Source organism: Salipiger sp. IMCC34102 (assembly GCF_004145405.1).
GTDB lineage: Bacteria > Pseudomonadota > Alphaproteobacteria > Rhodobacterales > Rhodobacteraceae > Loktanella.
Genome location: NZ_SELQ01000006.1, coordinates 152,969 through 179,657, shown reverse-complemented (window position 1 = coordinate 179,657; position 26,689 = coordinate 152,969). Strand labels below are relative to the sequence as shown.

The following is a 26,689-nucleotide window of genomic DNA, read 5'->3' as shown; positions in this document are numbered from 1 at the left end:
CCCCGCGCAGACGAGGGTGACCCATGCTTCTGAAGATCTCGGAGCTGACCAAGACCTTTCCCGGCACGCTGGCCCTTGACGGGGTTCGTTTCGATTTGAAGGCCGGCGAAGTCCACGCGCTCCTGGGCGAAAACGGGGCCGGCAAATCGACGCTGATCAAGTGCCTGACGGGCGTGCACCAGCGCGATCACGGCCGGATCGAACTCGACGGGCAGGACATCTCTCCGGCCTCGACGCACGAGGCGCAGGACCTCGGAATCGGCACGGTCTACCAGGAGGTCAACCTGCTGCCGAACCTGACCGTCGCCGAGAACCTGACCTTCGGGCGGCAGGAAACCCGCTTCGGCATGATCCGCACCGGCCGGATGCGCGCCGACGCCGAGGAGATGCTGCGCGGCTACGGACTGGACCACGTCAACGTGGGCCGCGAGCTGGCCACCTATTCGGTTGCGATTCAGCAGATCATCGCCATCGCGCGGGCCGTGGCGCTGTCGGGCAAGATCCTGATCCTGGACGAGCCGACGGCGAGCCTTGACGCGCGCGAGACCGAGACCCTGTTCGACGTGATCCGCAACCTGCGCGACCAGGGGTTGGGGATCATCTTCGTGTCGCACTTCCTCGACCAGGTGTTCGAGCTGAGCGACCGGCTGACCGTGTTGCGCAACGGCCGCCACATCGTGACCGCCGACACCGCCGAGACGAGCCGGCTCGATCTTGTTCATCACATGCTGGGCCACGAGCTTCAGGAGGCCGAGGCGCGCGGCACGCGGCGCGCGGTGGGAGAGGAAGTGATCCGGGTGCGTGGCCTGGGGCGGCGCGGCAAGATAGACCCGTTCGATCTGACCGTGCACGCCGGCGAGGTGATCGGTCTGGCCGGTCTGCTCGGCTCGGGCCGGACGGAGACCGCTGACGTCCTGTTCGGGCGCACGCCCCCCGATCGGGGCACCGCCACCGACGCGGACGGCGAGATCGACCTTGGCAGCCCGCGCGCGGCCATCGCGGCGGGCTTCGGTTACGCACCGGAAGATCGCAAGACCGACGGCATCATCGCGGATTTGTCGATCCGCGAGAATATCGCGCTGGCGCTCCAAGCGCGGCGCGGCTGGGCCTCTCCCATTTCGCGAAGCGAGCAGCGGGCCTTGGCCGACGGGTACATCCGAACACTCGACATCCGTACGACGGACGCCGAGAAGGCGGTCGGCGATCTCTCGGGTGGCAACCAGCAGAAGGTGGTGCTGGCCCGCTGGCTGGCGATGAACCCGCGGTTCCTGATTCTCGACGAACCCACGCGCGGCATCGACGTGGGCGCCCACGCCGAAATCCTCAAGCTGATCGGCGAGCTGACCGAGAAGGGCATGTCGATCCTGCTGATCTCTTCCGAGTTCGACGAGCTTATCGCCGCCTCCGACCGCGTCATCGTGGTGCGCGACCGCGCCCATATCTCCGAGCTTACGGGCGAGCAGATCGAAACAGACCGCATCATCGCCGCGATCGCCACCGACGACGCGGCGCAGGGAGCAGCACCATGAGCCAGGGCCTGCGGCGTCTCGCCCCCCAATTGTTGACGCTCGCGGCCCTGGTGGCGCTGGTGTCGGTGTTCTTTCCGGGTTTCCTGTCGGTCGAGATGGCCGATGGCCGCCTTTACGGCAGCGCCATCGACGTGCTCAAGCGCGGCGCGCCCGTGGCCTTGCTGGCCGTGGGTATGACGCTGGTGATCGCCACCAAGGGGATCGACCTGAGCGTCGGCGCCGTGATGGCGATCTGCGGCGCGGCCTCGGCCTGGGCGATCTCCAGTGACTACGGCCTTGCGGGCGCCCTGGCGATCGGCCTGGGGGCGGGGCTGGCGTGCGGGTTGTGGAACGGGGTGCTGGTGGCGGTGCTGGGTATCCAGCCGATCGTCGCCACGCTGATCCTCATGGTGGCCGGGCGCGGGATCGCGCAGATGATCACGGAAGGCCGCATCCTGACGTTCAGCGACGAAGGTCTGGCCTTCTTCGGGGCGGGCGACGTGCTGGGGGTGCCGACCCCCATCGTCATCTGGATCGTCGTGGGCATCGCCTTCGGCCTGCTGGTGCGCCGCACCGCCCTCGGCCTGCTGATCGAGGCGATCGGGATCAACCGTCCTGCCAGTGCGCTGGCGGGGATCAACGCGACGGTCCTGCTGATCGCGGTCTATATCGCCTCGGGGCTTTGCGCGGCCATCGCGGGGATCATCGTGGCGGCCGACATCCGGGGCGCGGATGCCAACAACGCGGGCCTCTGGCTTGAACTCGATGCGATCCTCGCCGTGGTCATCGGGGGGACGTCGCTGCTGGGCGGGCGCTTTTCCATCGCGGCCTCGCTCGTCGGGGCGCTCATCATCCAGACCATCGACACTGGCATCCTGCTTGCGGGCTTCCCGTCCGAGTTCAATCTGGTCATCAAGGCGGGGTTGATCGTCGTCATCCTCGTCCTGCAATCGCCGCGCATCGCGCCGCAGCGCGTCCTGCTTGGCCGCAGGCCGAAGCAGGCCCCGCCGCTTGCAACCGGATCGGAGGGCGCGAAATGAACGCCCGCGTGCTTCCGCTTTGCGCCACGATCGCAATCTTCCTGCTGGCCTATCTCTTTTGCTACATCCAGTTCCCGGCGATGCTGTCGACCCGCGTGATCGGGAACCTTCTGACCGACAACGCCTACCTCGGCATCGTGGCCGTCGGCATGACGGTCGTGATCCTGTCCGGCGGGATCGATTTGTCGGTGGGGTCCGTCATCGCCTTCTCCGGCGTCTTCGTCGCGGTCCTCTTGCGAGAGACGGACCTGCACCCACTGGTCGTCTTCGTGCTGCTGCTGGCCATCACCAGCGCCTTCGGGGCGGCGATGGGCGGGCTGATCCACGCGCTCGCGATGCCGTCCTTCATCGTCACGCTGGCGGGAATGTTCCTGGCCCGCGGGGCGGCCTACATGCTGACGATCGACAGCGTGCCCATCGACCACGTCTTCTACGACGAGGTGCTGCAGGACGCCTATTGGCGGATGCCCGGTGGCGGACGGCTGACCCTCATCGGCATCGTGATGCTGCTGTCGGTTCTGGCCGGCATGGTCCTGGCGCACCGCACCCGCTTCGGCACGGCCGTCTTCGCGCTGGGCGGAGGAGAGCACACGGCCCGACTGATGGGCGTCTCGGTGGGACGGACGACGGTTCAGATCTATGCCTTCTCGGGGTTCATGGCCGGGCTCGCCGGCATCGTCTTCTCGATCTACACCGGCTCGGGCTACCCGCTGGCGACCGTCGGAACAGAGCTCACCGCGATCGCCACGGTCGTCATCGGAGGCACCTTGCTGACCGGCGGGGCGGGGTTCGTCTTCGGCACGTTGATCGGCGTGCTGACGATGGGGTTGATCCAGACCTACATCGTGTTCGACGGCACCTTGTCGAGCTGGTGGACCAAGATCGCCATCGGTCTGCTTTTGCTCTTGTTCATAATGTTGCAGAAGGGGATCCTGCTTCTGGGACGCAGACGCCGCACCGCATTGGGATGACATGGATTCGTATCTGGACATGATCGCGCCGGGGCCTCGCAGGGGCGGGGGGAACCACGGGCGCGTCGTGGAGGATATCGGCCATTCCATCGTCGCGGGCGACCCCGGACCGGGCAGCCTGCTGCCGCGCGACGAAGAGCTGATTGAGCACTACAACGTGTCCCGCACCGTGCTGCGCGAAGCGATGAAGACGCTCGCCGCCAAGGGCATGGTGGTGGCGAAGGCCCGGGTCGGCACCAGCGTGCGCCCGCGGCGGGAGTGGAACATGTTCGACGCCCAGGTGCTGCGCTGGCACATGGACGGACAGCCCAGCGACGGCTTCTACCGGCAGCTCTACGAGATGCGCCTTGCGTTCGAGCCCTTCGCCGCCCGACTGGCCGCCCAGAAGGCGGATGCCGAGGACATCGCGCGTCTTGAAGCCCGCGTCGCCGCGATGCGTGCGGCCACGGATCAGACGGCATTCTCGCTGGCGGACATGGAGTTTCACAAGGCCGTCTTCGACACCGCCGGGAACGCCTTTTTCCATTCGGTCGTCTCATTGGTGGGGGCGGCCTTGCAGTCGCTTCTGCGCCGGTCCTCGCCCGACCCCCGACCGCAGGATCTCAAGTTGATCTGCGACAGCCATCAGTTGATCGTGGATGCGATCGTCGCGGGCGATGCCCAGGCCGCGCAGGAGGCCATGACCCGCGTGATCGACGTGGGCTACAACCGTGTCTTCGGGCCGGGCGGAGAATCTTCGGACACGCGCGAAGGTTCGAGCTAGAGCGAGATCTCGGCCAGCAGCCGGTCCCGGTCCAGCCCCGCGGCGTCGTCCCGGAACGTCACCTGTCCGCCCCGCAACGCGCAGATCCGGTCGGCGGCCTCGACGGCGAAATCGAAGAACTGCTCGACCAGGATCACCGCCATCTCTCCTTCGTCGCGCAAGGTCGCGATCACCCGACCGATGTCCTTGATGATCGACGGCTGGATGCCCTCGGTCGGCTCGTCCAGAAGCAGCACGCGCGGCTTGGTGACCAGCGCCCGGGCGATGGCCAGTTGCTGCTGCTGACCGCCGGAGAGGTCTCCGCCGCGCCGATCGCGCATCTGGGCCAGCACGGGGAAGAGGTCGTAGATCCGATCCGGCACGCGCCGCGCGCCACGGGGCAGGCAGGCAAAACCGCTCTCGATGTTCTCGGTCACGCTGAGGCGGGGAAAGATCTCGCGCCCCTGCGGCACGTAGGCGATGCCCGCGCGTGCGGCCCGGGCCGCCGTGGGGTGCCCAAGGTCCTGCCCGTCGAGCCGGATCGTCCCGCCCGTGAACGGATGCCGCCCGGCGATGGCCTTCATCAGGGAGGTCTTGCCGACGCCGTTCATGCCCATGACCACCGTCACCTCACCGACACGGGCATCGAGGTCGATGCCGTGCAGCACCTGTGACTGGCCATAGCGCAGGGTGAGATCCTTGATTTCCAGCATGTCAGCGCCCCAGGTAGACGTCGATGACGTCCTGATTCTTCGTCACGTGATCGAGGCTGCCCTCGGCCAGGACCCGGCCTTCGTGCAGCACCGTCACCCGGCAGTCGAGGCGGCGGACGAACTCCATGTCGTGCTCGACGACGACCACCGCGTGTTTCAAGGCCAGCCGCTTGAGCAGGTCGGTGGTGTGCTCGCGCTCTTCGGGGGTCATGCCGGCTGCGGGCTCGTCGACGAGAAGAAGGCGCGGCTCCTGTGCCAGCAGCATTCCGATCTCAAGCCATTGCTTCTGGCCGTGGCTCAACTCCCCGGCAGAGCGGGCGACATGGGCGGCGAGGCCGACTTCCTCGGCGATCTCCATCAGCCGGGCCTGGTTGCCGCCGTCGCCGAACAGGACGGCGAAAGGCCCGCGCCGGTCCTTCAGTGCCATCGAGAGGTTTTCGCGCACGGTCTGGTCCTCGAAGACGGTGGGCTTCTGGAACTTCCGGCCGATGCCCGCCCGCGCGATGGTGGATTCAGACTGGCCGATCAGGTTCGTGTTGTCCTCTCCCCACAGGACCTTGCCGCTGTCGGGTTTGGTCTTGCCGGTGACGATGTCCATGAAGGTGGTCTTGCCCGCACCGTTGGGACCGATCACGGCGCGCAGCTCGGGCTCCGCGATCACGAAGGACAATCCGTTGATCGCCCGGAACCCGTCGAAGGTGACGGAAATCCCGTCGACTTCCAGCAAGCTCATTCCGCGCCCTCCGATGTGCGTTTGGCACCGGTGTCGGGGCCGTAGGCGCCTTGCCGGTCGGGATCGGTCCGCCGGGCGATCAGGTCCACGAGCCCGCCCAGCCCCTTCGGCGCGAAGAGCGTCACGCAGACGAAACCCGCGCCCAGCAACACCAGCCACCATTCGGTCCAGCGGATCTCGTAGAAGCCCAGGTCTATGTCGGGCACCCCGCCGGAGGTGAACCAGTTCGACAGGAGCGAGACGGCGATGGCCCCGATGGCAGCCCCGTAGAGCCTGCCGCGCCCGCCGATCGCGACCCAGACGGCAAGGTAGATCGAGGCGATGGGCGCGACCTCTCCGGGGTTGATGATGCCGGCCTGCGGATAATAGAGCGCGCCCGCGATGCCGGTGACGATGGCCGTCAGGGTGAAGGCGAAAAGCTTGAAGCTTTCCACGTGGTAGCCCAGGAACCGCACCCGCGCCTCGTCGTCGCGCACGGCGCGCAGGACAGATCCCATGCGGCCCGAGACGACCCAGGCGAACAGAAGGTATCCCAGTCCCAGCGCCAGGGCCGAGGCCCAGAAGAAGGTGAGCGAGATCCAGGCTTGCGAGGTGTTCTCGAAGCCGGGGATGTTCTGCAGACCCGACAGGCCGTTGTTGCCGCGCAAGCCGGAGTCGTTCTGGAAAAGGTAGAGAGACAGCGCCAGCGTCATCGCTTGCGTCAGGATCGACAGGTAGACGCCGGTGACCCGGCTGCGGAAGGCAAGCCAGCCGAAGACCAACGCCAGAAGCCCCGGCACCGCCACGACGAGGATCAACTGCAACGGCAGCGCATGCGCGAAACTCCAGATGAGCGGGATGTCGGAGGTGCCCACGACGCCGAATATCTGCCCGCCGATGGCGTCTCGCAGCTCCGCCGGGGTGGGAGGCAGGGACTGGGTGGCAAGGTTGGCTTGCACGATGGCTTCCGTCCGGGCCCACATCAGCCACATGCCGATCATGTAGCCACCCAGTCCGAAGAAGGCCATGTGACCGAGGCTCAGGATGCCGGTGTAGCCCCAGACCACGTCCATTGCGACGGCGGCAAGCGCCAGGCACAGCGTCTTGCCCAGAAGTTTCACGAAGGAGGTCGAGATAAGATCGGCCCCCGAAAGCACCGTGACCAGCACGACGAAGACCGTGAGCGTGCCCAGGAAGATCATCGTCGAGGTCCGCTTGATCGGCGGGCGTTGCGCACGGTAGGAAAGCGTTGCGTCGGTCATGTGATCAGCCCTCTGCCGCGCGGCCGCGCAGCGCGACGATGCCGCGGGGCCGGAACTGGATAAACAGGATGATGAAGAGGATCATGTAGGTCTGCGCGGCCAGCGTGTTCGACGGGTTGAACCCCTCGATGGTCTTCTGCAGCACGCCGATCAGGCCTGCGCCCGCGAGCGTCCCCCAGACGTTGCCGACACCGCCCACGACCACGGTCATGAAGCTTTGCACGATGTAGTTGGCCCCCATCTCGGAGGTGACCTGCGCGTAAAGCCCGATCGCCACCCCCGCGATCCCCGCAATGCCGGAGCCCAGCCCAAAGGTCAGCATGTTGATCCGGTCGGGGTCGATCCCCATGGACGCCGCCATGCCAGGGTTCTGGGTGACGGCGCGAACCTCCAGCCCCAGGCGGGTGCGGTTGAGGATGAAGAGGAGCAGCTCGAGGAAGGCCAGCGCGAGCACGAAGATCGCGATCCGGATGTAGCTGATCGAGACCAGTTCGTTGGCGACCCATTGACCGCTCAGCCAACCGGGCGAGGTCAGAGGACGGGCCTGCGTGCCGAAGATGTTCTTGGCCAGTTGCTGCAGCGCGATGGAGATGCCGAAGGTGGCCAGCAGCGTCTCGAGCGGGCGGTGGTAAAGGTGGCGGATCACCAGACGCTCCATCGCGATGCCGGCCGCCGCGGCCACGACGAAGGCCAGGGGAAGCGCGATGACCAGGCTGAGCGTGTAGTCCGGCACGAATTGCTGCACCACGTAGCCGGTATAGGCGCCCATCATGATGAACTCGCCATGCGCCATGTTGATCACGCCCATCACGCCGAAGGTGATCGCAAGGCCGATGGCTGCCAAAAAGTAGATCGACGCCAGCGAGATCGCGTCGAGCGCCAGATCGGCCGTCTGGTTCAACGCGACCTGCCGCTCGACCGCGGAGAGGCTTGCCAGGGCGGCTTCGGTGACGGCGGGATCGGCCTCGGTATAGATCGCGTCGAACCGATGGATCGCGAGGGCGGCATCGACTTGAGCTTGCGTGACGAAGGGGGAGGCGCGCCCGTCGGTCGCAAGCCTGTCATAGGCCGCGCGGCGGGCAGCGTCGGTGTTCAGGGTCGCCAGCGGGATCCCCGCGACGCTGTCGCCCTCGGCGTTCGCCAGGATCGCGTCGCGGATCGCGGCGGGGGTGACGATCGGCGGGGCGAGGCCTTCGTCGACCAGTCTGGCGTAGGCCTCGTCCGGGGATAGGGTGACCGGGCCCGCCACGTTACCGCCGGGGGCCTCGGTGCCCACCCCTTCCTCGGTTTCGAGGATCTGGGCGAGGGCCGCGCGGGCGTCGGGGGTGATGCTGCCCGACAGCGCCTCGATCGCATCGACCCGGGCTTGCGTCGTCGCGCCGAAGCGGGCGACGAGGATGTTCAGAAGACGCTCCTTCTCGGCGCGGATGCGGGCGTTCTCTTCGGTGTCCAGCGATCCGCGCAACGGTTCGATCTGGTCGGCGTCCGGCCGCCGCGCGATGGAGGCGAGCGCGTCGCGTCGGGCCTGCGGATCGGGATCGGACAGGCGGAACTGCACCAGGGCCGCGCCGATCACGCGGCGGACGCCGCCGTTGGGGCGGGCCTCGGACAGGGCTGCGTCGGGCGCGGTCGCCACCGGCTCTTTGCTTGCTATGTCGATCAGCGTGACCGTGTCGTCCTTTTCCGCGCCCGCGATGTAGAACAGACCGTCCTCGGCGTTGCGCACGATGTCGCGGCCTTGCCAGGCTTCGAGGAACATCGGCACCGACGGCAAGCCGGACGCCAACAGATCCTCGATCACCGGGGCCACGGTGCGCCGCCCGGGGCTTTCGACTTCATCGGCGTGGGTCTGCAGGATGGTCTGCAGATCCGCCTGCGCGAGGGCGGGCGCGGAAAGGGTCGTCAGCAGGAAGGCGAGCAGGAAGCGGATCATCGAAAACGGTCCTGAGGAAAGGGAAGGGGGGGCGCGGATGCCGCGCCCCCGGTCGGGATCAGTAGTTCGAGGTCAGCTGCACGCAGCTTTCGGTCTCGGTGTTGTACATGCCGCATTCCAGCTCGCTCCAGTCGCTCTCCAGGACGGCGCTGTCGGGCAGGTAATCCGTCCAGGCGTCGCCCGGCACGGGATCGGTTTCCGAGATGATGTCGAACTGTCCGTCTTCGCGGATCTCACCGATCAGCACGGGCTTGGCGAGGTGGTGGTTCGTGCCCATTACCGCGGTACCGCCGGTCAGGTTCGGATATTCCTGTCCCCACATCGCCTCGCGCACGGCGTCGACGTCGGTGGTCCCAGCCTCTTCGACCGCGTTCACCCACATGTTGAAGCCGATGTAATGCGCCTCCATCGGGTCGTTGGTCACGCGGGCCTCGTCGCCGATGAACTCCTGCCAGGCGGCGATGAACTCCTCGTTCTCGGGGCTTTCGGCCGACTGGAAGTAGTTCCAGGCCGCCAGGTGCCCCACCAGTTCGGAGGTGTCGAATCCCGACAGCTCTTCTTCACCGACCGAGAAGGCCACGACGGGAATGTCGTCGGCACTGACTTCCTGCGCCGCCAGTTCCTTGTAGAAGCCCACGTTGGCGTCACCGTTGATGGTGGAGATCACGCCCACCTGGGACCCGTCGGAGCCCAGCTCGATCACGTCCGAGACGATGGTCGACCAGTCGGAATGACCGAAGGGGGTGTAGTTGACGAAGATGTCCTCCTCGGCGATCCCCTGGTCCATCAGGTAGGATTCGAGGATGTTGTTCGTGGTGCGCGGATAGACGTAGTCGGTGCCCAGAAGTGCGAATTTCTCGACCCCGAGTTCCTCGAGGAAGTAGTCCACCGCCGGAATCGCCTGCTGGTTCGGGGCGGCGCCGGTATAGAAGACGTTCTTGGACGATTCCTCGCCTTCGTACTGGACGGGGTAGAACATCAGGCCGTTCAGCTCTTCCAACACCGGCAGGACCGACTTGCGGCTGACGGAGGTCCAGGAGCCGAAGATCACGTCGACCTCGTCCTCGGTCAGAAGCTGGCGCCCCAGCTCGGCAAAGCGCGGCCAGTCGGAGGCGGGATCGACGACGACGGCCTCAAGGTCGCAGCCCAGCAGGCCGCCGTCGGCGTTTTGCTGCTCGACCAGCATCAGCATGGCGTCCTTCAGCGTCGTCTCCGAGATAGCCATGGTCCCCGACAGAGAGTGCAGCACACCGACCTTGATCGGGCAGTCGGCGTCCTGGGCCACGGCGGGCAAGGCGCCGGCGCAGAGGATGGCGGTCAAAGTGGCGGTTCGGATCATGGTGGTCAGTCCCTGAATTGGGCGTGCGCGGGCCGGGCGCGCCTCATGGTGCGCCGTCGTGCCCCGCACGCGACTTCGGTTAGAGATCTTCCGGCGCAGCAGCCGTAAGTTGCGCGCCCGGAGGTGCCGACCTGCGATCGGCAAGGCTGATCCTTCTGTCAGGCCGCCTGCGAGTCACGAATCCGTCCTTTGGGACGTGCCGGGTTGCACCGGTTTGCCCAAAACTTGGGCACAATCCCCGAAGGTCGAAGGGCAAACGGGCAGGGCGCCGATCATTCCGCCCGAAGGCTGCGCCGTATTTAGCCGATCGTCACGCAGGATCGTGTGTCCGCGGTCCCGGTCAGTGGCCCCGCGCCTTGCCGGCCCGCGCCACGAGCACCGGGATCGCGGCGGAAAGGACGAGCAGGCGGAAGACGTGGTGCATGGCGACCACGGCGGCCCCGAGGCCCGTCTCGATGGCGATGGCGGCCATGATCTCGACCCCGCCGGGGGCGAAGGCCAGCAACAGCTCGGCCACCGGCAGCCCCAGCGTGACGGAAACGAGCACCGCCCCCAATGCGGCGCACAGGCAGGAGATCAACGTGACCACCACCCCCGCCAAAAGCGCTCCGGTCAACTGCCGGATGTCGAGCCCCGTGAACCGACTGCCGATCAGCCCGCCCATGCCGACGAAAGCGGCGGTGGTCAGCCAGTCGGGCAGCGCACCGGGGGTCAGGCCGGTGCCATGGCCAGCGGCCGAAACGGTGATCGCCCCCAGCAGAAGTGCCGCGGGGACGCAGAGGCGTTTGAACAGCAGACCCAAGCCCAGGGACAGCGCGGCGATGATCGCGAAGGGGACCGGACCGATGGGCGGGCTGTCGGGTACACTGGCCGTCCCCTCCACGCCCCAGGCCGCGATGATCACCGGCACGAGCAGGGTCAGCAGCACGACCCGCGCGGACTGGACCAGCGCGATGCGCGGAATGTCGGCCTTCAGATCATCCGACAGGCCGAGCACGAAACTCAGGTGCCCCGGCGTGGCGGCCAGAAGCGCGGTCATCGGCGCGAACCCGAAGGCGCGACGCAGCAGCAGGCGGTTCAGCGCGATCGAGATCAGCAGCGTCGCGACCAGCACCGCAAGCGAAATGGGCAAGGTCACGACCAGACCGATAACCTCTGGCGTGACCGTCGTTCCGATGGACAGGCCCAGCACCACGAAGATGCCGTCGCGCAGCCGGTCGGGAATGCCCGCCCGCATGCCCAGAAGCGTGGCGACCGACACGAAGGCCGCAGGTCCGGTCAAGGGGGCTGCCGGAAAGCCGAGCGCCCAGAAGGCGGCCGCCCCCGCCACGGCCAGGAGCAACGTGGAGATGGTGCTTCTAACGTCCGTCATACGCCCGGCGATAGCGCGGCGGGGCCGTCTGCGTGAACCTTAGCGTGTCGATGACCATTCCGGTCGGAGTGCCACGCCGGCAAGGGCGTCCCGGCTCCATGTCGACGATCGAGGCGCACCACCTGTCGCATAGCGCGCTCATGTCACGCCGTCTCGTTTCATCGCGGCGATCTCTCCCTCCGCATAGCCGAGGTCTTGCAGGATCGCCTCGGTCTGCGCTCCGAGCGCGGGGGGAGGGGCCTCGACCGCCGGCCGCTGCCCGTCGACCATCGCCCCGATGCGGACCAGGTCGATGGGACGCGCCACCCCCGGCACGCCGTCGAAGCGCGCGAGGAAATCGCGACCGGCCACCTGCGGGTGCGACAGGATGTCGGGCACGCTCATCACCGCCCCGGCGGGCACGCCCTGGGCGTTGAGCGCATTGGCCCATTCTTCGGCGGGGCGGGTGGTCAGTACTGTCTCCAACTCGGCCTTCAGGGTCAGACGGTTTGCCTTGCGGTCCTCCCGCGTGGCGTAGTCGGGCCGCTCCAAAAGATCGGCGCGGCCAAGGTGGTGCGCAAGGGTCTCCCATTGTTCGTCGCGGTTGGCCGCGATGTTCAAAAGCCCGTCCGCGCACTGAAACGCGCCCGAGGGGGCCGAGGTCGGGTTCTCGTTGCCTTGCGGCGCAGGCGCGACACCGCCCACTAGGTGGTTCGAGACGACCCACCCCATCGTCGCCAGCACCGAATCCAGCATCGAGACGTCGATGACGCAGCCGCGCGGATCGGCCTGAAGGGCCGCGCAGATTGCCATGGCGGCGGTCAGACCGCCCACCGTGTCCGCCAGCGGGTAGCCCACGCGCAGCGGCGCGCTGTCCGCGTCGCCGGTGATCGACATCACGCCGGAGGCGCCCTGCACGATCTGGTCGTAGGCCGGACGATCGGCCCAGGGGCCGTCCTGACCGAAGCCCGAGATCGCGCAATAGACCAGCCGCGGGTTCTCCGCCCGCAGAACCTCCGGCCCAAGGTCCAGTCGGGCCATCACGCCGGGGCGGAAATTCTCGACCAGCACGTCGGCCGTGCTTACCAGGCGTTTCAGCGCCGCTTTGCCGCGCGGATCCTTGAGGTTCAGGGTGATGGACTGCTTGCCGGCGTTCTGCGCAAGGAAGCTGATCCCCATGCCCTGTGCCGACAGTTCGGGGTCCGCGCCCAGGTTGCGCGCCAGGTCGCCGCGACCCGGGGCTTCGACCTTGATGACCTCGGCGCCGAGGTGCGCCAGCTGATGGCAGGCGAAGGGGCCGGCGAGCACGTTGGTCAGGTCCAGGACCCGGATGCCCGCCAGCGGTTTCGTGGGATCAGTCGCCATCGGCCACGCCCCGCGCCTTCAGTCGCGCGCGGTAGGCCCGGAAGCTGGGCAGCAGGACCAGGACCGCGGCCAGGATCAGCAGGCCAAGCGTCATCGGCCGTTCCCAGATGAAGTCCAGCCCGCGATACAGCTGCATCGAGCGCGCGAAGTTGTCCTCCAGCATGGTGCCGAGGATGAAGCCGATCAGCAGCGGTGCCAGCGGGTAATCGGCGAACTTGAAGATCGTCGCCAGCACCCCCAGCCCCACCAGCATCAGAAGCTCGGTCGAATTGTTCTGGCCGATATAGGCGCCCATCAGCGTGAAGAAGAGGATGAACGGGATCAGGAACGTGCGCGGGATGGTCAGGATCTTGGCGATGTAGGGGATCAGCGGCAGGTTCAGCACCAGAAGCACCAGATTGCCGATATACATCGAGATGATGACCGCCCAGAAGATATCTGGCTCGTCGATCATCAGGCGCGGACCCGGCGTCACGTTCAGCGCGATGAGCGCGCCCAGCAGGATCGCGGTGGTGCCCGATCCCGGAATGCCCAGCGTCAGAAGCGGGACGAAGGAGCCGGTGCAGGCCGCGTTATTGGCGGTCTCGGGCGCGGCGAGGCCCTTGACGGAGCCCTTGCCGAACTCCTTTTGCTCCTCTTCCGAGGCGATGTTGCGCTCCACGGCGTAGCCCAGGAAGGACGCGATGGTCGCCCCGGCCCCGGGAAGCACGCCGATGAAGAAGCCTTGCACGGACTGTCGCCCGATCACCGGCATCATGGCGCGGCCTTCGGCGCGTGAAAAGCGCAGGTTCTCGATCTTGCCGGAACTGCTCCCGGTCTCGGACCGCTTGGGGTCGAGCACGAGGTAGATCGCCTCCGGCAGGGCGAACATCGCCATGGCCAGCGTGATGAAGCTGATGCCCGATTGAAGGTCCATCAACCCCATGGTGAAGCGCGGCATGTTGAAGAGCGCCCCTTCGCCCACGGTCGCGAGGATCAGACCCAGCACGGTCATCAAGAGCGCCTTGAAGACCTGCCCGCTGCCCGCGAAGGCCGCGATGGCCGACAGGCCCACGACCATCAGCGCGAAATACTCGGCAGAATGGAACAGCAGCGCCACCGACGACAGGGCCGGCGCGAAGATGGCCAGCAAGATCGCACCGATGGTGCCGCCCGCGAAACTGGCGACGGCGGCGATGGTCAGCGCCTTGCCCGCCTGTCCCTTGCGGGCCATCGGGTAGCCGTCGAAGCTGGTGGCGACGGTGCCCGCCACCCCCGGCGCGTTCAGCAGGATCGACGAGGTGGAACCGCCGAAGATCGCGCCGTAGTAGACGCCCGCCAGCAGGATCAACGCCGCGGTGGGATCGCCCAGCGTGATCGCCACCGGGATCATGATGGCGATGATCGACATCGGCCCCAGGCCCGGCAACATGCCGATGAAGGTGCCGATCAGGCACCCGGCGACCACCATGAGGATGTTCTGGACGGACAGGGCGGCCGACAGGCCGAGGAGGATGCCTTCGAGCATGGATCAGCCTTTCACAGGAAGGTGGGCAGGGGGCGCAGGAAGATGCCGAGCACTTCCTCCACGAGATACCAGATGGACCCCGTGGCCAGCAGCGCGACCGGCAGCAGGATGTGCCAGCGGCGTTCGCCCAGAAGCGCGCTGCCGCCCGCAAGGAACACGGTCGTGGACAAAAGGAACCCCGCGGGACGCAGGGCGAGCGCGTAGATCACCATCATGGCGAGCAGCGCCAAGGCCTGTCCGAGCTTGTATTCGTGCAGGCGCCGCCAGTTGATGTCGGTGGGGGACGGCTCGGAGGTCTCTACCGCTTCGAGCCCGAAGAGGACGACCAGTCCTACGATCACGCCGAAGACGCTGAGGATCTTGGGGAAGGTCGACGGCCAGACCGGGTTGCGCTGCATGAAGGGTGGCAGCAGCTGGTCCATCGTGAAGAATGCAGCGTAGCCGTATGCGCAGCAGAATGCCACGAAGACGAGCGCGATCCATCGGTCGAGCGCCATGACGTCCTCCTCCTTGGGAATGTTGCGTTTGAAGAGAAAGGCGGGCGGTCGGAACGCGCCGGCCGCCCACCCATCGCGAAAGGGCCCTTAGAGGAAGCCCAGCTCGCGCATCAGGTCGCCGATTTCCTGCTCCTGCGCTTCGAGGAAGCTGCGGAAATCTTCGCCCTCGTTGTAGATGTTCACCCAACCGTTGCGCGCGCGGACTTCTTCCCAGGCGTCGGTTTCGTACATCTTGGAAAAGGCTTCCTGCATGGCCGAGACCTGCTCTTCCGGCAGGCCCGGGGCTGCGAAGAAGCCGCGCCAGTTCACGAATTCGGTGTCGATGCCCTGTTCGGCGAAGGTAGGGGCGCTGTCGTAGGCCGGCACGCGCTCGGCGGCGGTGATGCCCAGGATGCGGACCTCGTCCTGCTCTGCCAGGGCGATCGCCTCGGACAGGCCGGTGGAAAGCGCGTCGATCTCGCCCGACAGAAGGCCCGCCATGGCTTCTCCGCCCGCGTCGTAGGGGATGTAGTTCAGCATGGTCGGATCTTCGCCGGCCGCCCGCATCACCAATGCCGCGACAAGATGGTCCATGCCACCCGGCACCGACCCGCCGCCCACGGCGAAGTCGTCGCCCTGTTCCTGGAACGTCGCCAGAAGGCCGTCCATGTCGGCGATCTCGCTGTCGGTGGGCACGACGAGGGCCGCGTAGTCGCCGATCGTGCCGGCCACCAGGGTGAGGTCGCGGAACGACTGCGGGAACACGCCCGTCAGCGACCGGATCACGATGGGGGTGGAGTTCACCATCACCGTATTGTCGAGGCTTTCGGCGTTCTCGATCATGTAGTTGATGGCCGTGCCGCCACCGCCGCCGGACATGTTCTCGTAGCTGGCAGAGCCCACGAGGCCGGAGTTGGTCAGCGCCTCGCCGGTGCCGCGCGCGGTACCGTCCCAGCCGCCGCCCGCGCCGCCGGGCACGACGAAGTGCAGGTCTTCCATGACCTGTTCGGCCATGTGCTGCTCGGCCCGGGCCGTGCTGCCGAAGGCGATGGTGGCCGTCGCGGCCAGAAGCGCTGCGCGCCGTGTGAATGTGGTCTTCATCTCTATTCCTCCCGTTTGACAGGCGGTGATGAACCGCCCATTCCTGTGTTCACCACGCGAAACTGACATGGACCTGACACGCGGCAGGCAGATCGAAGGACGCCGATGCGCTACCTCCTGGTCGAGGACAACACGGAACTGGCGGACGCGATCATGAAACGCCTGGCCCTCGACGGGCACGCGGTGGATCACGCGGGCTCGGTGGCGCAGGCGCGGGACTGTCTTGCGGCGGCCTCCTACGATCTGATCCTGCTCGACGTGATGCTGCCCGACGGTGACGGGCGCGACCTTCTGCGGCTCAGCCGCGCCGATGGCGGCACGCCGGTCATCATGCTGACCGCGCGGGCGCAGATCTCGGACCGGGTCAGCATGCTCGACCAGGGGGCGGACGACTACATCACCAAGCCGTTCGACTTCTCGGAACTGGAAGCCCGCTGCCGGGCCGTGCTGCGGCGGCGCGGTGGATCGCCGCGCAACGAGATCGCCATCGGATCGGCGCTCTTCGATCCCAGCTCCGGCAGTCTGCGCCGCGGCAACGAGACGACCGAGCTGCGCAATCGCGAAACGCGCCTGCTGGAGACGTTGGCCCGTCATCCGGGGCAGGTGATGTCCAAGGACCGGCTGCTGGACAGCCTGTTCTCCTTCGATGCCGAGATCACCGAAAACGCGATCGAGGTCTACATCGGGCGCCTGCGCAAACGGCTTCAGGGCACCGACGCGCGGATCGAGACGGTCCGGGGCCTGGGCTACCGGCTCGACCTGCCGGAATGACGCCGCAGGGCTCCATCCTGCGCAGCCTGACCCTGCTGCTGGCCGGGGTGGCGGCGGTGCTGTCGATCCTGTCGTGGCTGATCGTGTCGGATTTCGCCCGCCGTGCCGTGGGTCGGGCGCAGGACAACGTGCTGGCCGCCTCGGTCACCAGCATCGCCGAGACGCTGCGCGCCGAGATGGGCGAGGTGCAACTCGAACTGCCCTACTCGGCCTTTTCCATGCTGGGCGCGATCAGCGAGGATCGCGTCTTCTACCGGATCGTCGCGGGCGGCAGGCTACTGACCGGCTACGACGATCTGCCGGGTATCGCGGAGGGTGATCTCGAAATTGGGCGGGTGGCTTTCGCCACGGACGATTACGCGGGGGAAACGGTACGCCTTGCAAGTGCGACGCGCATCGTGGCGGTCGGCGGCGATCCGGTGCCCGTCACGGTCACCGTGGCCCAGACGCGGGCCGGGATCACGCAGGTCGCGTCGGACCTGTCGCGCCGCGCGGCGCTGATTTCGGTGGTGTTCTTCTGCATCGCGGTCCTGCTGTCGGCGATCGCCGCGCGCGCATCGCTGCGGCCCCTGTCCGACATCGCGGGCGCCGTCGCCCGGCGCGGGCCGTCGGACCTTCGCCCGCTTCACCGCCGCGCCCCGTCGGAGCTGTCGCCGCTGATCAAGGCGCTGGACCGGCTGATCCTGCGCCTGGCCGAGTCGGTCCGCCGGTCGGAGGACTTCATCGCCGAGGCGGCCCACCGTATCCGCACGCCGCTCACCACCGTGCGCATGCAATCAGAGCTTGCCCTGCGCGAGGCAGACACCGACGCGGACCGCGAGCGGCTGCGGCGGATCATTCGCGCGGTGGACGAAAGCTCGCGTTCGGCGGGGCAGCTTCTGGACCACGCGACGGTGGCCTTCCGCGCCGAGGATCTGGTGCGCGATCCGGTCGACCTGTCGCAACTGGCGCGGCGCTGCGTCGAGTCGATCCGTCCCACCGCCCAGATGCGCGATATCGGGATATCGCTGCGCACCGATCCGGCGCCCGTGCGCGGCGACGCCGTCCTGCTCGACACGGCCGTGCGCAACGTGCTCGACAACGCTGTGAAATATTCGCCACAAGCCACGGACGTGCTCATCGTCGTGGGCCAGTCGGAAGGTGAATCCTTCGTCCGGGTGCGCGACGAGGGACCGGGCCTCGGCACGGGGGACTTCGACGACCTGACGGAGCGCTTTCGGCGCGGGCCGACGGCCGTGGATCACGTGGGGTCCGGCCTGGGGCTGACCATCACGCGCGACGTGCTTCGCGCCCACGGTGGACGGCTGGTGCTGGAAAACTGCAACGACGAAGAAGGAAACGGCGCATGCGTGTCGCTCATCTTGCCCTCTGGCTGATCCTGTCGCTCTGGTCCGTCGCGAGCGCGCAATCCCGGCTGGAGGAGCGTCACGTCCTGGAGGGCACTTCCGGGCGGGTTCTGCGTATTCTCTCGACCGCCGATCTCGATGTCTTTGCCCCTTATCTCGCGGCTTTCGCGGCCGAGAATCCCGCGATCGGCCTCGATTACAGCGTCGTCTCGTCGGCCGATCTCGAGCGGATGATCCGCGAAGGGGCGGGTTACGACCTGGCCCTGTCGTCGGCCATGGACCTGCAGTTCCAACTGGCCAACGACGGCTTCGCCTTGCGCTACCAGTCGGAGGCGACGCAGGCGCTTCCCGATTGGGCCCGCTGGCGCGGTCTGATCTTCGCGTTCACCGCGGAGCCCGCCGTCGTGGTGATCGCACGAAACGCCGTGGCCGATCTGACGATACCCACGACCCGGCGCGACCTGATCTCGCTCCTGCGGGACCACCCGGACCGGTTCGAGGGGCGGGTCGGCACGTACGACGTGCGCGAAAGCGGGCTGGGCTATCTGTTCGCAACCCAGGATGCCCGCGCGACGGAAGCCTACTGGCGCCTGTCGGAGGTCATGGGACGGCTCGATCCGAAGCTCTACTGCTGTTCGGGCGCGATGGTGGACGATCTGTCGAGCGGCGACCTCGTGCTGGCCTACAACGTGCTCGGCAGCTACGCCCGTGAACGGCTTGCGCGCGAAGGGTCGGACGATCTGGTCGTGGTCGAGATGCAGGATTTCGCCAACGTGATGCTGCGGACCGCGATCGTGCCGCGGCAGGCCGGCGCGCCGGATCTCGCGGGCCGGTTCATCGATCACCTGGTCGAGATCGGTCTGCGTCCCGATCCCGCCCATTGGCCGCTGCCACCGTTGAGCGGCATCGGCAACGCCGCGGCGCCCAGCTTCGGTCCGATCCGGCTGGGGCCGGGGCTGATGGTGAACCTCGACTGGCTGAACCGGCGGAACTTCTTTCGCGCCTGGGAAAACTCGATCCGCCAGACGGTGGATGCAGCACCCTGAGCGACGTGCCGCCTTCCGAACGCGCGAACGATGAGGCGGGCATGGGCCAGTCGGCCCCGTCCAATGGTGGGCGAAGGCAGGCCGGACCTCTTGGCCCGGTTCTGCGTCTTACAGCGCGTTCAGAAGATCCTGCGTCGGCCAGGCGTCGGCGGGCAGGCCCCGGCGAATCTGTTCCTGCTGGACGGCTTCGCGGGTCATCTCGCCCAGGATACCGTCCGCGCCGCCCACGTCGTACCCCATCGCCTGCAGGCGTTCTTGCAGACGAACCATCTCCTCGCCCGACAGGCCGGGGGCGGGGTTGCCTGCGTCGTAGACCGGTGCGCCCTCGATCCGGGTCGCGAAATAGGCGGCCGTGAGAACATAGGTCAGGGACTGGTTCCACTCGAAGTAGACGCGGAAGTTGGGGTAGGCGAAGAAAGCCGGACCGTTGCGGCCCATCGGTAGCACGACCGAGGCTTGCAGGTTCGGGTCCGGGGCGGAACCGCTGCGGATCGACACGCCCTGCGCCTGCCACTCGGCCACGCTGCGGGTCTTGTCCAGCCCCGTCGTTGCCCAGTCGAGCGTATCCGGAACGGTGATTTCCTGCATCGCGGGTTCCCCCGCCTGCCAGCCAAGGTCGGCCAGCAGGTTGGCCCCCGACATCAGCGCGTCCTCGGCACTGGTCTTCAGCGTCACGTGGCCGTCCCCGTCGCCGTCGATGCCATTGGCGATGATGTCCTTCGGCAGCATCTGGACCTGGCCGATCTCCCCCGCCCAGGCGCCAGTGGTGTCGAGCGGGAAGTCGCCGCGCTGGTAAAGCTCGATCGCGGCGATCAGCTCGGGACGGAAGAGCTCGGGCCGGCGGCAGTCGTGGGCGAGGGTGAAGAGCGCGTCGCGGGTATTGTAGTCGCCCTGGACCTGGCCGAAGTCGGTCTCGAAGGCCCAGAAGGCCAGCAGCACGCCGCGCGGGACGCCGTAGGTCTGCTCGATCCGGTCGAAGGTGGCGTCGTAGCGGTCCGCGTAGGTCTGCGCATTCTGCAGCCGGTTGGCCGAGATCAGGCGGCGCGAGAAGGTGACGAAGTCCATCTGGAAGACGCCCTGGCTACGGTCGGCGTTCAGCACGGACTGGTCGATCGAGGCGGTGGCGAGGAAATCGCGCGCGGCCACAGGGTCGAGACCCGCCGACACGGCCTCGTCCACCACGCCCTGCCGGAAGGTGTTCACGTCGCCGCCACAGACCTGGGCGGCGAGCGGCGTGGCGAGTAGCGAAAGGGCGAGGGCAAGGCGCATGGCGGTCTCCAACGTTGGGTCGGGGACGCCATAGCAGGGCGGCGGCCTGCTTAAAACAGGGCGATCAGCAGGGCGGCGAAAACCGCCAGCCCCCAGGTCCGCCACAGGGTTTGGCAGGCCGCCTCGATGTCGGCGGGACCGATCCGGTGGCGGCCGCTCGCGTTGACGAAGGGATAATCGCGCAACTGGCCGTCGTAGCGGCGCGGGCCCGAGAGGGCGACGCCCAGATGCTGGGCCATGGCGGCCTCCGGCCATCCCGCGTTGGGGGACCGGTGCAAGGGCGCCTCGGCCCGGATCGCCTTGACGCTGCGGCGGCTTGGGGCAAGTGCCCAGATCATCAGGGCGGTCAGCCGGGCGGGGATCCAGTTCAGCAGATCGTCGAAGCGGGCGGCGGCCCAGCCGAACCTGGCGTGGCGCGGCGTGCGGTAGCCGATCATCGAGTCGGCCGTGTTGGTGATCTTGTAGAGCAGCAGGCCCGGCAGACCCGCCAGGGCGAACCAGAAGGCCGGGGCGATGACGCCGTCCGACAGGTTCTCGGCCGCGCTTTCGATCGCGGCGCGGGCGACGGCGGGTTCCGACATCCCGGCGGTTTCGCGCCCCACGATCATCGCGACGGCAGTGCGTCCCGCGGGCAGGCTATGGCGCAAGGCACGGGCGACCGCGCGCACGTGATCGACGAGGCTGCGCTGCGCCAGCAGGATCGCAAGGACAAGGACGTCCACGACCTCCCCCGGCAGGGCAGAGAGGGCCGACCCGAGCGCGATGGCCCCGGCCCCGAGCCCGGTCATGCAAAGCACGCCATCGCGTATGCGCCCGGTCCCCTCCCGGTTGAACCTGGTGTCGGCCCAGCCCACGGCGCGGCCCATCAGCACGGCGGGATGGGGCAGGCGGGACCAGAGCCAGCGCGGCTCCCCCGCAGCGGCGTCCAGCAGCAAGGCCAGCAGGAGCGTCAGAAGGCACCTTCGAGTTGCGTCCAGCCGTCCGGCCCGGGCAGACCCAGCCGAAGCCAGTCGTCCGCGTAGGGAAAGGTCCGCCCGAGGATGCGGTGGGCGGCGAGATGCTCCTGCGCGGCGGCGGCATCGCTGACGCGGTAGAGGCGGAACAGCGTCGTGCCCCCGATGACTTCCGCCTCGTTCGCGGTCAGCAGGGCGTCGAGGCGGGCGGCATCCTGCGCCAGGCGCGCGCGCGTGTCGTCGGCCCATTGCGGATCTGCCAGGGCCTCGGCCCCGATGGAGAGCGCCGGACCTGCGACGGGCCAGGGGCCGAGCGCTTCGCGCAGGTCCCCGATCAGGTCGGGATCCCCGATCGCGAACCCAAGCCGCAGACCGGCCAGCCCCCAGAACTTGCCGAAGCTTTTCAGCACCACCGTGCCCGGGCGGGCCGCGAGGCGAATCAGCGAGGCCTCCGGCATCGTGTCGCAGAAGCTTTCGTCCAGGATCACGAAGGGCGCGTCCAGTCGGTCGGCCTCCCACGTCAGCCCGTCGGGGTTGTTGGGATGCACGGCCACGAGCGCATCGGTGGCATTCTCGGTCAGGTCCCAGCCGGCCAGCCGGAACGCGGCACCGTGTTCATTGTAGGTCGGTCCCGGAATCTCGACCCGGCCCGCCGGGCGCAGGCGCGGCAATTGCGCGATGGCCGCCGAGGCGCCGGGCACGGCGAGGACGGCGGCGTCCTGCGGGACGCGCCAGAAGGCCCGCGCCAGGTGTTCCAACCGGGTCACGGCGGCGGCGTCGGGCAGGTCGGTCCAGGTATCCGGGGACAGGTCCGGCAAGGGATAAGGCACCGGATTGATGCCGGTCGACAAATCCAGCCAGTCGGCGCGCGTTCCGCCCCAGCGGGCCACCGCCGCGTCGACGCCGCCACCGTGGTCGCGCGGGCCGATCACGCGGACCCCGCCGCGGCGTCGGCTTGCGCGGCGCCCTTGCCGTCACCGTCACAGGCCTCGCCCTCCCGCGGCAGGGGCGGGTGGCGCGTCACGAAATGGCCCTTGATCGCGGCCGGCCACTGGCGGTAGGGGACCTGCCCGGTGTCGCTGTCGGCGTGCAGGGCGGCGTAGGCCACGATGCCTTCCGCCGCGTCCGGGTCCGGGTCGAACCGGCCCAGCGTGTAATTCAGTTTCCCGCTGGCCTGCACCGCCACGTTGCACCCGTGTTGGCAGCCCATCAGGCAGGACACGCGCCGGGTCAACACCGATGTGCCCTGTGCCGCGGCCTCGACGAGAGCGGCAAGCGCTTCCCCGTCGGTGGGGCGGCCATCCGCCAGCCAGCCATCACGTTTGCAGGTGTCGCAGATGGTGATCCAAGTGGTCATGGCGGGCCTCGAGGTGATGAAGGTCCTTTGAAACCGCAAATTGTCATGGCCGCAAGGCCCGTGCGCGCTATATCGCCTCGCTGTGCCGATGCCTTAGTGCGGAATCCACTTTCAATTTCATTTTCGCTTAAAATAAATTAAGGTTTTCTCATGACCTCTGATCCGCCGACTCATGACATCCTGATCGTCCAGGAAGAGAGCGAGCTTGGTGCCCTGTGGGCGCGCCACTTGGTGCGCATGGGCGCCAAGGTAGACGTGATCTCGACAGGGGAGCAGGCCATCCATTCGTTGGAGACGCAGCATTACGATGCCGTGGTGCTGGACCTGATGCACAGCGACAGCCTGACGTTTCCGGTGGCCGACATGGTGGCCTATCGCCAGCCCGAGGCGGCGGTGATCTTCGTGACGCGGTCCAGCTTCTTCTCGGACGGTTCGATCTTCGGCCACGCGAAGAACGCACGGGCGATCCTGCGCGCCTCGACCAGACCCGAAGATCTGGCCGAGATCGTATGGCACTACGGCACCGGGAAGACCCCGCCTAACCCCGACCGTGAGGCTGGCTGAAGTCGGGCCAGGGGTTGATCGGCACGGTCCGGTTCGGATTGATCATGTCGTGGCTGTAGTAATAGTGGTTCACGATGTGATCCATGTTCACCGTGTCGGACACCGGCCCCTCGGGCGTCTGCCATTGATAGAGCTCCCGGGTGTAGCCCCACAGGTTCGGGTAATCCACGATCCGCGCGCGATTGCACTTGAAGTGCGTGTTGTAGACGTTGTCGAAGCGCATCAGCGTCGTCCAGAGCCGCCAGTCGGCCTCCGTGATGCGGTCGCCCATCAGGTAGCGGTTCTTCGACAGGATGTCCTCAATCCAGTCGAGGCTGTCGAAGAGCGGTTGCACGGCCTCGTCGTAGGCCTCCTGGCTTGATGCGAAGCCCGCCTTGTAGACGCCGTTGTTGACGGTGTTGTAGATCCGGTCGTTCACCGGTTCGATATCGGCGCGCAGATCCCGGGGCCAGTAGTCGTCGGTGTTGCCGGTAATCCCGTCGAACGCGGAGTTGAACATCCGGATGATCTCGGAGCTTTCGTTGCTCACGATCCGGCCCTGTTTCTTGTCCCACAAAAGGGGTACGGTCACCCGACCGGTCATGTCGGGCGTGTCCTTGAGGTAGATCTCGCGCAGGTAGGCCGCGTCGAAGAGCGTGTCGCCGGTGGCGCCCTCCCAGCTGTCGTCCAGTTCCCAGCCGTTCTCCATCATGTGGGGATGCACGACACTGACGTCGATATGCGCCTCCAGCTCCTTGAGCTTGCGGAAGACGAGCGCCCGGTGCGCCCAGGGGCAGGCGAGGGAGACATACATGTGATAGCGCCCCGACTCGGCCTCGAAGCCGGCCTCGCCGCTTGGTCCGGCGCTTCCGTCGGCGGTGATCCAGTTGCGAAAAGAGGCCTCGTCCCGCTCGAACTTGCCGCCGTTCTCGTCGGTGTCATACCACTTGTCTTGCCATTCTCCGTCGACCAGCAGGCCCATGATCTCTCTCCTTTTCGCTGTGTTGGAGAGGAACGTATGCCGGGCGGCCCGGGGTCCAATCTGCGTCGCCGCACAGGGCCGGTGCGCCGCTTTTGTGGTTTGCATCCCGCGGGGCGACGCGTATGAGGGGCCGGACGAAGCCCGCAAGGGCCGGAGAGGTTGGTTGCGGTACGGGTCGACCCTGGAGGGGACCCCACCGCGACATCGTCCGCCATGCAGGCGCTCTGATCCCTTGCCCGACAGAAGGACTGTGCCATGCGCCTCATGACTGCCCTGATGATCCTGATTGCGGGCCCGGTGGCGGCCCATCCCGGCCACATCGTGGATGCCGCGGGGCACAACCACTGGGTCGGCGGCATCCTGCTGGGGGCCGCGGGGATCGCCGCGGCCGTGGGCTTGCTGAAAGGGCGCAAGGCCAAGAAGAAGGCCGAGCCGGACGCCGAGGCCGAACCCGCATGAAGACCGGTGTCATGATCTGCGGCCACGGCTCGCGCAGCCAGTCGGCCGTGGACGAGTTCGCCACGCTCGCCCAGAAGCTGCCCGCCTACCTGCCGGACGACTGGATGTGCGACTACGGCTACCTGGAGTTCGCCAATCCGGTGATCCGCGACGGCCTCGACCGTCTGCGCGAGGCAGGCTGCGAGCGGATCCTGGCGGTGCCGGGAATGCTCTTCGCCGCGATGCACGCCAAGAACGATATTCCGACGGTGCTGAACACCTATGCCACCCAGCACGGGATGGACATCCATTACGGGCGCGAGCTGGGCGTCGATCCCAAGATGATCACCGCCGCGGCGGGCCGGATCCGGGAGGCCGTCGACCGGGCCAACGCGAAACACGGCGACCTGCCCCTGACCGAGACGTGCCTCGTGGTGATCGGGCGCGGCGCCTCGGACCCCGATGCCAACGGCAACGTGGCCAAGATCGCCCGGATGCTGTCGGAAGGCATGGGCTTCGGCTGGTCGGAGGTCGGCTATTCCGGCGTCACCTTCCCGCTGGTGGAACCGTGCCTCGAACACGTGGTGCGGCTGCCTTACAAGCGCGTCATCGTGTTCCCCTATTTCCTGTTCTCTGGCATCCTGGTCGACCGGATCTACGGTTTCACCGATCGGGTGGCGGCCAAGAACCCCGACGTCACCTTCGTGAAGGCGGGATACCTGGGCGATCATCCGAAGGTGCTGGAAACCTTCGCAGAGCGGATCCGCGAACAGGACAGCGCCACGCCGCCCCCCAACTGCGGCATCTGCGGATACCGCGAACAGGTGCTCGCACTGGCGAATGGTGAGCACATCCATATCACCCCCGAACAGCGCGCCCATCCCGCCTTCGACGCGACGCCGCCCGCCACCTGCGTGCTGTGCAAGTACCGCGTGCAGGTCCTGGGCTTCGAGGCCGAGGTCGGTGCGATCCAGGAAAGCCACCACCACCACGTCGAAGGACAGGGGGCCTCGGCGCCCGGCTCGAACGTGGCGGACTGCACGCTCTGCGACACTTTCTGCACCGGGCTGTGCCGGCTGGAGGCCCAGAAAGGCCACCACCATCATCACCATCATCACGGCGATGATCACCACCATCACGACCACCACCATCACGACCACGATCATCACCACGCTGAGTATCCGCACGCCAATCACCCGCTGGGGCCGGAAAGCGCGCGGCGCACGACCAAGGCGTGATGCTTCATCTGGCCAGATAAACTCCCCCCGGAGGGTCCGCCCTCTCCTTCCCTGACAGGTGGACGCGCCTTGAGACCCTACGAAAAGGACCCCGCCGCGATCTACGCGCAAAGCTTCGCCACCGTGCGGGCCGAGGCGCGGCTGGATCGGTTCCCGGCGGCGATGCGCCCGGTGATGACCCGGCTGATCCACGCCTGCGGCATGGTCGAGATCGCGGATCGGCTCGCCTTCTCGTCCCATGCGGCAGAGGCGGGCCAATCGGCCTTGGCCGCCGGCGCGCCGGTCCTGTGCGATTGCGAAATGGTCGGCGCAGGCATCATCCGCCGTCAGCTTCCGGCGCGGAACGAGGTGGTCGTGACCCTTAACGATGCCCGCGTGCCCGACCTTGCGAAGGATTTGGGCACGACCCGTTCGGCGGCCGCGGTGGAGTTGTGGCGCGACCGGCTGGCCGGGGCCGTGGTGGCGATCGGAAACGCGCCGACGGCGCTGTTCCACCTGCTGGAGGCGCTGGAGGCAGGCGCGCCGAAGCCTGCCGTGATCCTCGGCTTTCCGGTGGGCTTCGTGGGAGCCGCGGAGTCGAAGGCGGAGCTGGCCGCAGATCCGCGTGGCTGTGACTTTATCGCCCTGCGCGGCCGGCGCGGCGGATCCGCCATGGCGGCGGCGGCCGTGAATGCCCTGGCCGCCGGCTTGCCGGAGGATCCTGCGTGAGCGCAAACGACGCACCGG

At 67.4% G+C, this 26,689-nt stretch carries 26 protein-coding genes; 11 read left to right on the top strand and 15 right to left on the bottom strand.

Annotated elements, in window-relative coordinates; translation table 11 throughout:
• Nucleotides 1-23: 23 nt before the first annotated feature.
• From EU805_RS13540 to EU805_RS13525, 4 genes are read left to right on the top strand one after another with little or no spacing between them, the layout of a single operon-like run.
• Nucleotides 24-1,529 (top strand): sugar ABC transporter ATP-binding protein, encoded by a 1,506-nt coding sequence (locus EU805_RS13540; RefSeq protein ID WP_129764518.1) that lies wholly within the window; start codon nt 24-26, stop codon nt 1,527-1,529.
• Nucleotides 1,526-2,548: an ABC transporter permease gene (locus tag EU805_RS13535; RefSeq protein ID WP_129764517.1), complete on the top strand. Its 1,023-nt coding sequence runs from the start codon at nt 1,526-1,528 to the stop codon at nt 2,546-2,548. The genes EU805_RS13540 and EU805_RS13535 overlap by 4 nt, the downstream gene beginning before the upstream one ends.
• On the top strand, nt 2,545-3,519 hold the full coding sequence (gene yjfF, locus EU805_RS13530) for a galactofuranose ABC transporter, permease protein YjfF (protein ID WP_129764516.1): 975 nt from the start codon (nt 2,545-2,547) through the stop codon (nt 3,517-3,519). The genes EU805_RS13535 and yjfF overlap by 4 nt, the downstream gene beginning before the upstream one ends.
• Before the next feature lies 1 nt (nt 3,520).
• Nucleotides 3,521-4,282, top strand: a complete 762-nt coding sequence (locus EU805_RS13525) for a FadR/GntR family transcriptional regulator (RefSeq protein WP_242494164.1) — start codon at nt 3,521-3,523, stop codon at nt 4,280-4,282.
• On the opposite strand, the gene urtE is transcribed toward EU805_RS13525, so the two are convergent.
• The 10 genes from urtE to EU805_RS13475 all read right to left on the bottom strand — a co-directional run bounded on the left by urtE (nt 4,279) and on the right by EU805_RS13475 (nt 16,020).
• Nucleotides 4,279-4,974 carry an urea ABC transporter ATP-binding subunit UrtE gene (gene urtE / locus EU805_RS13520; RefSeq protein ID WP_129764515.1) on the bottom strand — a complete coding sequence of 232 codons (696 nt, stop codon included), beginning with the start codon at nt 4,972-4,974 and terminating at the stop codon, nt 4,279-4,281. The two genes, EU805_RS13525 and urtE, sit on opposite strands and share 4 nt — an antisense overlap.
• Nucleotide 4,975: 1 nt before the next feature.
• Nucleotides 4,976-5,707 (bottom strand): urea ABC transporter ATP-binding protein UrtD, encoded by a 732-nt coding sequence (gene urtD, locus EU805_RS13515; RefSeq protein WP_129764514.1) that lies wholly within the window; start codon nt 5,705-5,707, stop codon nt 4,976-4,978.
• Nucleotides 5,704-6,948: an urea ABC transporter permease subunit UrtC gene (urtC, locus tag EU805_RS13510; RefSeq protein WP_129764513.1), complete on the bottom strand. Its 1,245-nt coding sequence runs from the start codon at nt 6,946-6,948 to the stop codon at nt 5,704-5,706. The genes urtD and urtC overlap by 4 nt, the downstream gene beginning before the upstream one ends.
• Nucleotides 6,949-6,952: 4 nt before the next feature.
• Nucleotides 6,953-8,881 (bottom strand): urea ABC transporter permease subunit UrtB, encoded by a 1,929-nt coding sequence (gene urtB / locus EU805_RS13505; RefSeq protein WP_129764512.1) that lies wholly within the window; start codon nt 8,879-8,881, stop codon nt 6,953-6,955.
• 58 nt (nt 8,882-8,939) lie between these two features.
• Nucleotides 8,940-10,220, bottom strand: a complete 1,281-nt coding sequence (gene urtA, locus EU805_RS13500) for an urea ABC transporter substrate-binding protein (RefSeq protein ID WP_129764511.1) — start codon at nt 10,218-10,220, stop codon at nt 8,940-8,942.
• A gap of 340 nt (nt 10,221-10,560) precedes the next feature.
• Nucleotides 10,561-11,592 (bottom strand): AbrB family transcriptional regulator, encoded by a 1,032-nt coding sequence (locus EU805_RS13495; protein ID WP_129764510.1) that lies wholly within the window; start codon nt 11,590-11,592, stop codon nt 10,561-10,563.
• A 138-nt stretch (nt 11,593-11,730) separates the two neighbouring features.
• Entirely contained in the window at nt 11,731-12,936 is a 1,206-nt protein-coding gene (locus tag EU805_RS13490; protein WP_129764509.1) for a CaiB/BaiF CoA-transferase family protein, read from the bottom strand.
• On the bottom strand, nt 12,926-14,443 hold the full coding sequence (locus EU805_RS13485) for a tripartite tricarboxylate transporter permease (protein WP_129764508.1): 1,518 nt from the start codon (nt 14,441-14,443) through the stop codon (nt 12,926-12,928). Before EU805_RS13485 ends, EU805_RS13490 begins: the two co-directional genes overlap by 11 nt.
• 11 nt (nt 14,444-14,454) lie before the next feature.
• Complete coding sequence (locus EU805_RS13480) at nt 14,455-14,940, bottom strand: tripartite tricarboxylate transporter TctB family protein (protein ID WP_129764507.1); 486 nt, start codon at nt 14,938-14,940, stop codon at nt 14,455-14,457.
• A gap of 87 nt (nt 14,941-15,027) precedes the next feature.
• On the bottom strand, nt 15,028-16,020 hold the full coding sequence (locus tag EU805_RS13475; protein ID WP_129764506.1) for a tripartite tricarboxylate transporter substrate binding protein: 993 nt from the start codon (nt 16,018-16,020) through the stop codon (nt 15,028-15,030).
• Nucleotides 16,021-16,125: 105 nt separating this feature from the next.
• Between EU805_RS13475 and EU805_RS13470 the strand changes: the two genes are divergently transcribed.
• From EU805_RS13470 to EU805_RS13460, 3 genes are read left to right on the top strand one after another with little or no spacing between them, the layout of a single operon-like run.
• The gene (locus EU805_RS13470) at nt 16,126-16,791 is read left to right on the top strand and encodes a response regulator transcription factor (RefSeq protein ID WP_129764505.1); all 666 of its coding nucleotides are present in this window, start codon (nt 16,126-16,128) and stop codon (nt 16,789-16,791) included.
• Entirely contained in the window at nt 16,788-18,167 is a 1,380-nt protein-coding gene (locus tag EU805_RS13465) for a sensor histidine kinase (protein ID WP_129764504.1), read from the top strand. The genes EU805_RS13470 and EU805_RS13465 overlap by 4 nt, the downstream gene beginning before the upstream one ends.
• Nucleotides 18,137-19,183, top strand: coding sequence for an ABC transporter substrate-binding protein (locus tag EU805_RS13460; protein ID WP_129764503.1), 1,047 nt, complete (start codon nt 18,137-18,139; stop codon nt 19,181-19,183). The genes EU805_RS13465 and EU805_RS13460 overlap by 31 nt, the downstream gene beginning before the upstream one ends.
• 108 nt (nt 19,184-19,291) lie before the next feature.
• On the opposite strand, the gene EU805_RS13455 is transcribed toward EU805_RS13460, so the two are convergent.
• The 4 genes from EU805_RS13455 to EU805_RS13445 are packed head-to-tail and all read right to left on the bottom strand — an operon-like array spanning nt 19,292 to nt 22,762.
• Nucleotides 19,292-20,452 (bottom strand): lytic murein transglycosylase, encoded by a 1,161-nt coding sequence (locus EU805_RS13455; RefSeq protein ID WP_129764502.1) that lies wholly within the window; start codon nt 20,450-20,452, stop codon nt 19,292-19,294.
• A 50-nt stretch (nt 20,453-20,502) separates the two neighbouring features.
• Nucleotides 20,503-21,405 carry an adenosylcobinamide-phosphate synthase CbiB gene (gene cbiB, locus EU805_RS13450; RefSeq protein WP_242494169.1) on the bottom strand — a complete coding sequence of 301 codons (903 nt, stop codon included), beginning with the start codon at nt 21,403-21,405 and terminating at the stop codon, nt 20,503-20,505.
• Nucleotides 21,402-22,337 (bottom strand): threonine-phosphate decarboxylase, encoded by a 936-nt coding sequence (locus tag EU805_RS17730; RefSeq protein WP_242494163.1) that lies wholly within the window; start codon nt 22,335-22,337, stop codon nt 21,402-21,404. The genes cbiB and EU805_RS17730 overlap by 4 nt, the downstream gene beginning before the upstream one ends.
• Complete coding sequence (locus EU805_RS13445; RefSeq protein ID WP_129764500.1) at nt 22,334-22,762, bottom strand: DUF1636 domain-containing protein; 429 nt, start codon at nt 22,760-22,762, stop codon at nt 22,334-22,336. The genes EU805_RS17730 and EU805_RS13445 overlap by 4 nt, the downstream gene beginning before the upstream one ends.
• 150 nt (nt 22,763-22,912) lie before the next feature.
• Between EU805_RS13445 and EU805_RS13440 the strand changes: the two genes are divergently transcribed.
• A complete protein-coding gene (locus tag EU805_RS13440) occupies nt 22,913-23,326 on the top strand; it encodes a response regulator (protein WP_129764499.1) in 414 nt (137 codons plus the stop codon).
• Here EU805_RS13440 and EU805_RS13435 read toward each other — a convergent pair.
• Nucleotides 23,301-24,287, bottom strand: a complete 987-nt coding sequence (locus EU805_RS13435) for a glutathione S-transferase family protein (protein WP_129764498.1) — start codon at nt 24,285-24,287, stop codon at nt 23,301-23,303. The two genes, EU805_RS13440 and EU805_RS13435, sit on opposite strands and share 26 nt — an antisense overlap.
• Nucleotides 24,288-24,542: 255 nt before the next feature.
• Here EU805_RS13435 and EU805_RS13430 point away from each other — a divergent pair, with 255 nt between their 5' ends.
• The 3 genes from EU805_RS13430 (at nt 24,543) to EU805_RS13420 (ending at nt 26,671) form a co-directional block, all read left to right on the top strand.
• The gene (locus EU805_RS13430) at nt 24,543-24,746 is read left to right on the top strand and encodes a DUF6732 family protein (RefSeq protein ID WP_129764497.1); all 204 of its coding nucleotides are present in this window, start codon (nt 24,543-24,545) and stop codon (nt 24,744-24,746) included.
• A complete protein-coding gene (locus EU805_RS13425; protein WP_129764496.1) occupies nt 24,743-25,963 on the top strand; it encodes a sirohydrochlorin chelatase in 1,221 nt (406 codons plus the stop codon). The genes EU805_RS13430 and EU805_RS13425 overlap by 4 nt, the downstream gene beginning before the upstream one ends.
• A 69-nt stretch (nt 25,964-26,032) precedes the next feature.
• Nucleotides 26,033-26,671, top strand: a complete 639-nt coding sequence (locus tag EU805_RS13420; protein WP_129764495.1) for a precorrin-8X methylmutase — start codon at nt 26,033-26,035, stop codon at nt 26,669-26,671.
• Nucleotides 26,672-26,689: the final 18 nt, after the last annotated feature.

Bases quoted from the DNA above. Each gene is read 5' to 3' on its own strand.
- yjfF (WP_129764516.1), top strand. From the start codon at position 2,545: ATGAACGCCCGCGTGCTTCCGCTTTGCGCCACGATCGCAATCTTCCTG.
- EU805_RS13470 (WP_129764505.1), top strand. From the start codon at position 16,126: ATGCGCTACCTCCTGGTCGAGGACAACACGGAACTGGCGGACGCGATC.
- EU805_RS13425 (WP_129764496.1), top strand. From the start codon at position 24,743: ATGAAGACCGGTGTCATGATCTGCGGCCACGGCTCGCGCAGCCAGTCG.
- urtA (WP_129764511.1), bottom strand. From the start codon at position 10,220: ATGATCCGAACCGCCACTTTGACCGCCATCCTCTGCGCCGGCGCCTTG.
- EU805_RS13445 (WP_129764500.1), bottom strand. From the start codon at position 22,762: ATGACCACTTGGATCACCATCTGCGACACCTGCAAACGTGATGGCTGG.
- EU805_RS13465 (WP_129764504.1), top strand. From the start codon at position 16,788: ATGACGCCGCAGGGCTCCATCCTGCGCAGCCTGACCCTGCTGCTGGCC.
- EU805_RS13540 (WP_129764518.1), top strand. From the start codon at position 24: ATGCTTCTGAAGATCTCGGAGCTGACCAAGACCTTTCCCGGCACGCTG.
- EU805_RS13495 (WP_129764510.1), bottom strand. From the start codon at position 11,592: ATGACGGACGTTAGAAGCACCATCTCCACGTTGCTCCTGGCCGTGGCG.
- EU805_RS13460 (WP_129764503.1), top strand. From the start codon at position 18,137: ATGCGTGTCGCTCATCTTGCCCTCTGGCTGATCCTGTCGCTCTGGTCC.
- urtE (WP_129764515.1), bottom strand. From the start codon at position 4,974: ATGCTGGAAATCAAGGATCTCACCCTGCGCTATGGCCAGTCACAGGTG.
- EU805_RS13455 (WP_129764502.1), bottom strand. From the start codon at position 20,452: ATGCGCCTTGCCCTCGCCCTTTCGCTACTCGCCACGCCGCTCGCCGCC.
- urtB (WP_129764512.1), bottom strand. From the start codon at position 8,881: ATGATCCGCTTCCTGCTCGCCTTCCTGCTGACGACCCTTTCCGCGCCC.
- EU805_RS13480 (WP_129764507.1), bottom strand. From the start codon at position 14,940: ATGGCGCTCGACCGATGGATCGCGCTCGTCTTCGTGGCATTCTGCTGC.
- urtD (WP_129764514.1), bottom strand. From the start codon at position 5,707: ATGAGCTTGCTGGAAGTCGACGGGATTTCCGTCACCTTCGACGGGTTC.
- urtC (WP_129764513.1), bottom strand. From the start codon at position 6,948: ATGACCGACGCAACGCTTTCCTACCGTGCGCAACGCCCGCCGATCAAG.
- EU805_RS13490 (WP_129764509.1), bottom strand. From the start codon at position 12,936: ATGGCGACTGATCCCACGAAACCGCTGGCGGGCATCCGGGTCCTGGAC.
- EU805_RS13435 (WP_129764498.1), bottom strand. From the start codon at position 24,287: ATGGGCCTGCTGGTCGACGGAGAATGGCAAGACAAGTGGTATGACACC.
- EU805_RS13440 (WP_129764499.1), top strand. From the start codon at position 22,913: ATGACCTCTGATCCGCCGACTCATGACATCCTGATCGTCCAGGAAGAG.
- EU805_RS13525 (WP_242494164.1), top strand. From the start codon at position 3,521: ATGGATTCGTATCTGGACATGATCGCGCCGGGGCCTCGCAGGGGCGGG.
- EU805_RS13535 (WP_129764517.1), top strand. From the start codon at position 1,526: ATGAGCCAGGGCCTGCGGCGTCTCGCCCCCCAATTGTTGACGCTCGCG.
- EU805_RS13475 (WP_129764506.1), bottom strand. From the start codon at position 16,020: ATGAAGACCACATTCACACGGCGCGCAGCGCTTCTGGCCGCGACGGCC.
- EU805_RS13430 (WP_129764497.1), top strand. From the start codon at position 24,543: ATGCGCCTCATGACTGCCCTGATGATCCTGATTGCGGGCCCGGTGGCG.
- EU805_RS13485 (WP_129764508.1), bottom strand. From the start codon at position 14,443: ATGCTCGAAGGCATCCTCCTCGGCCTGTCGGCCGCCCTGTCCGTCCAG.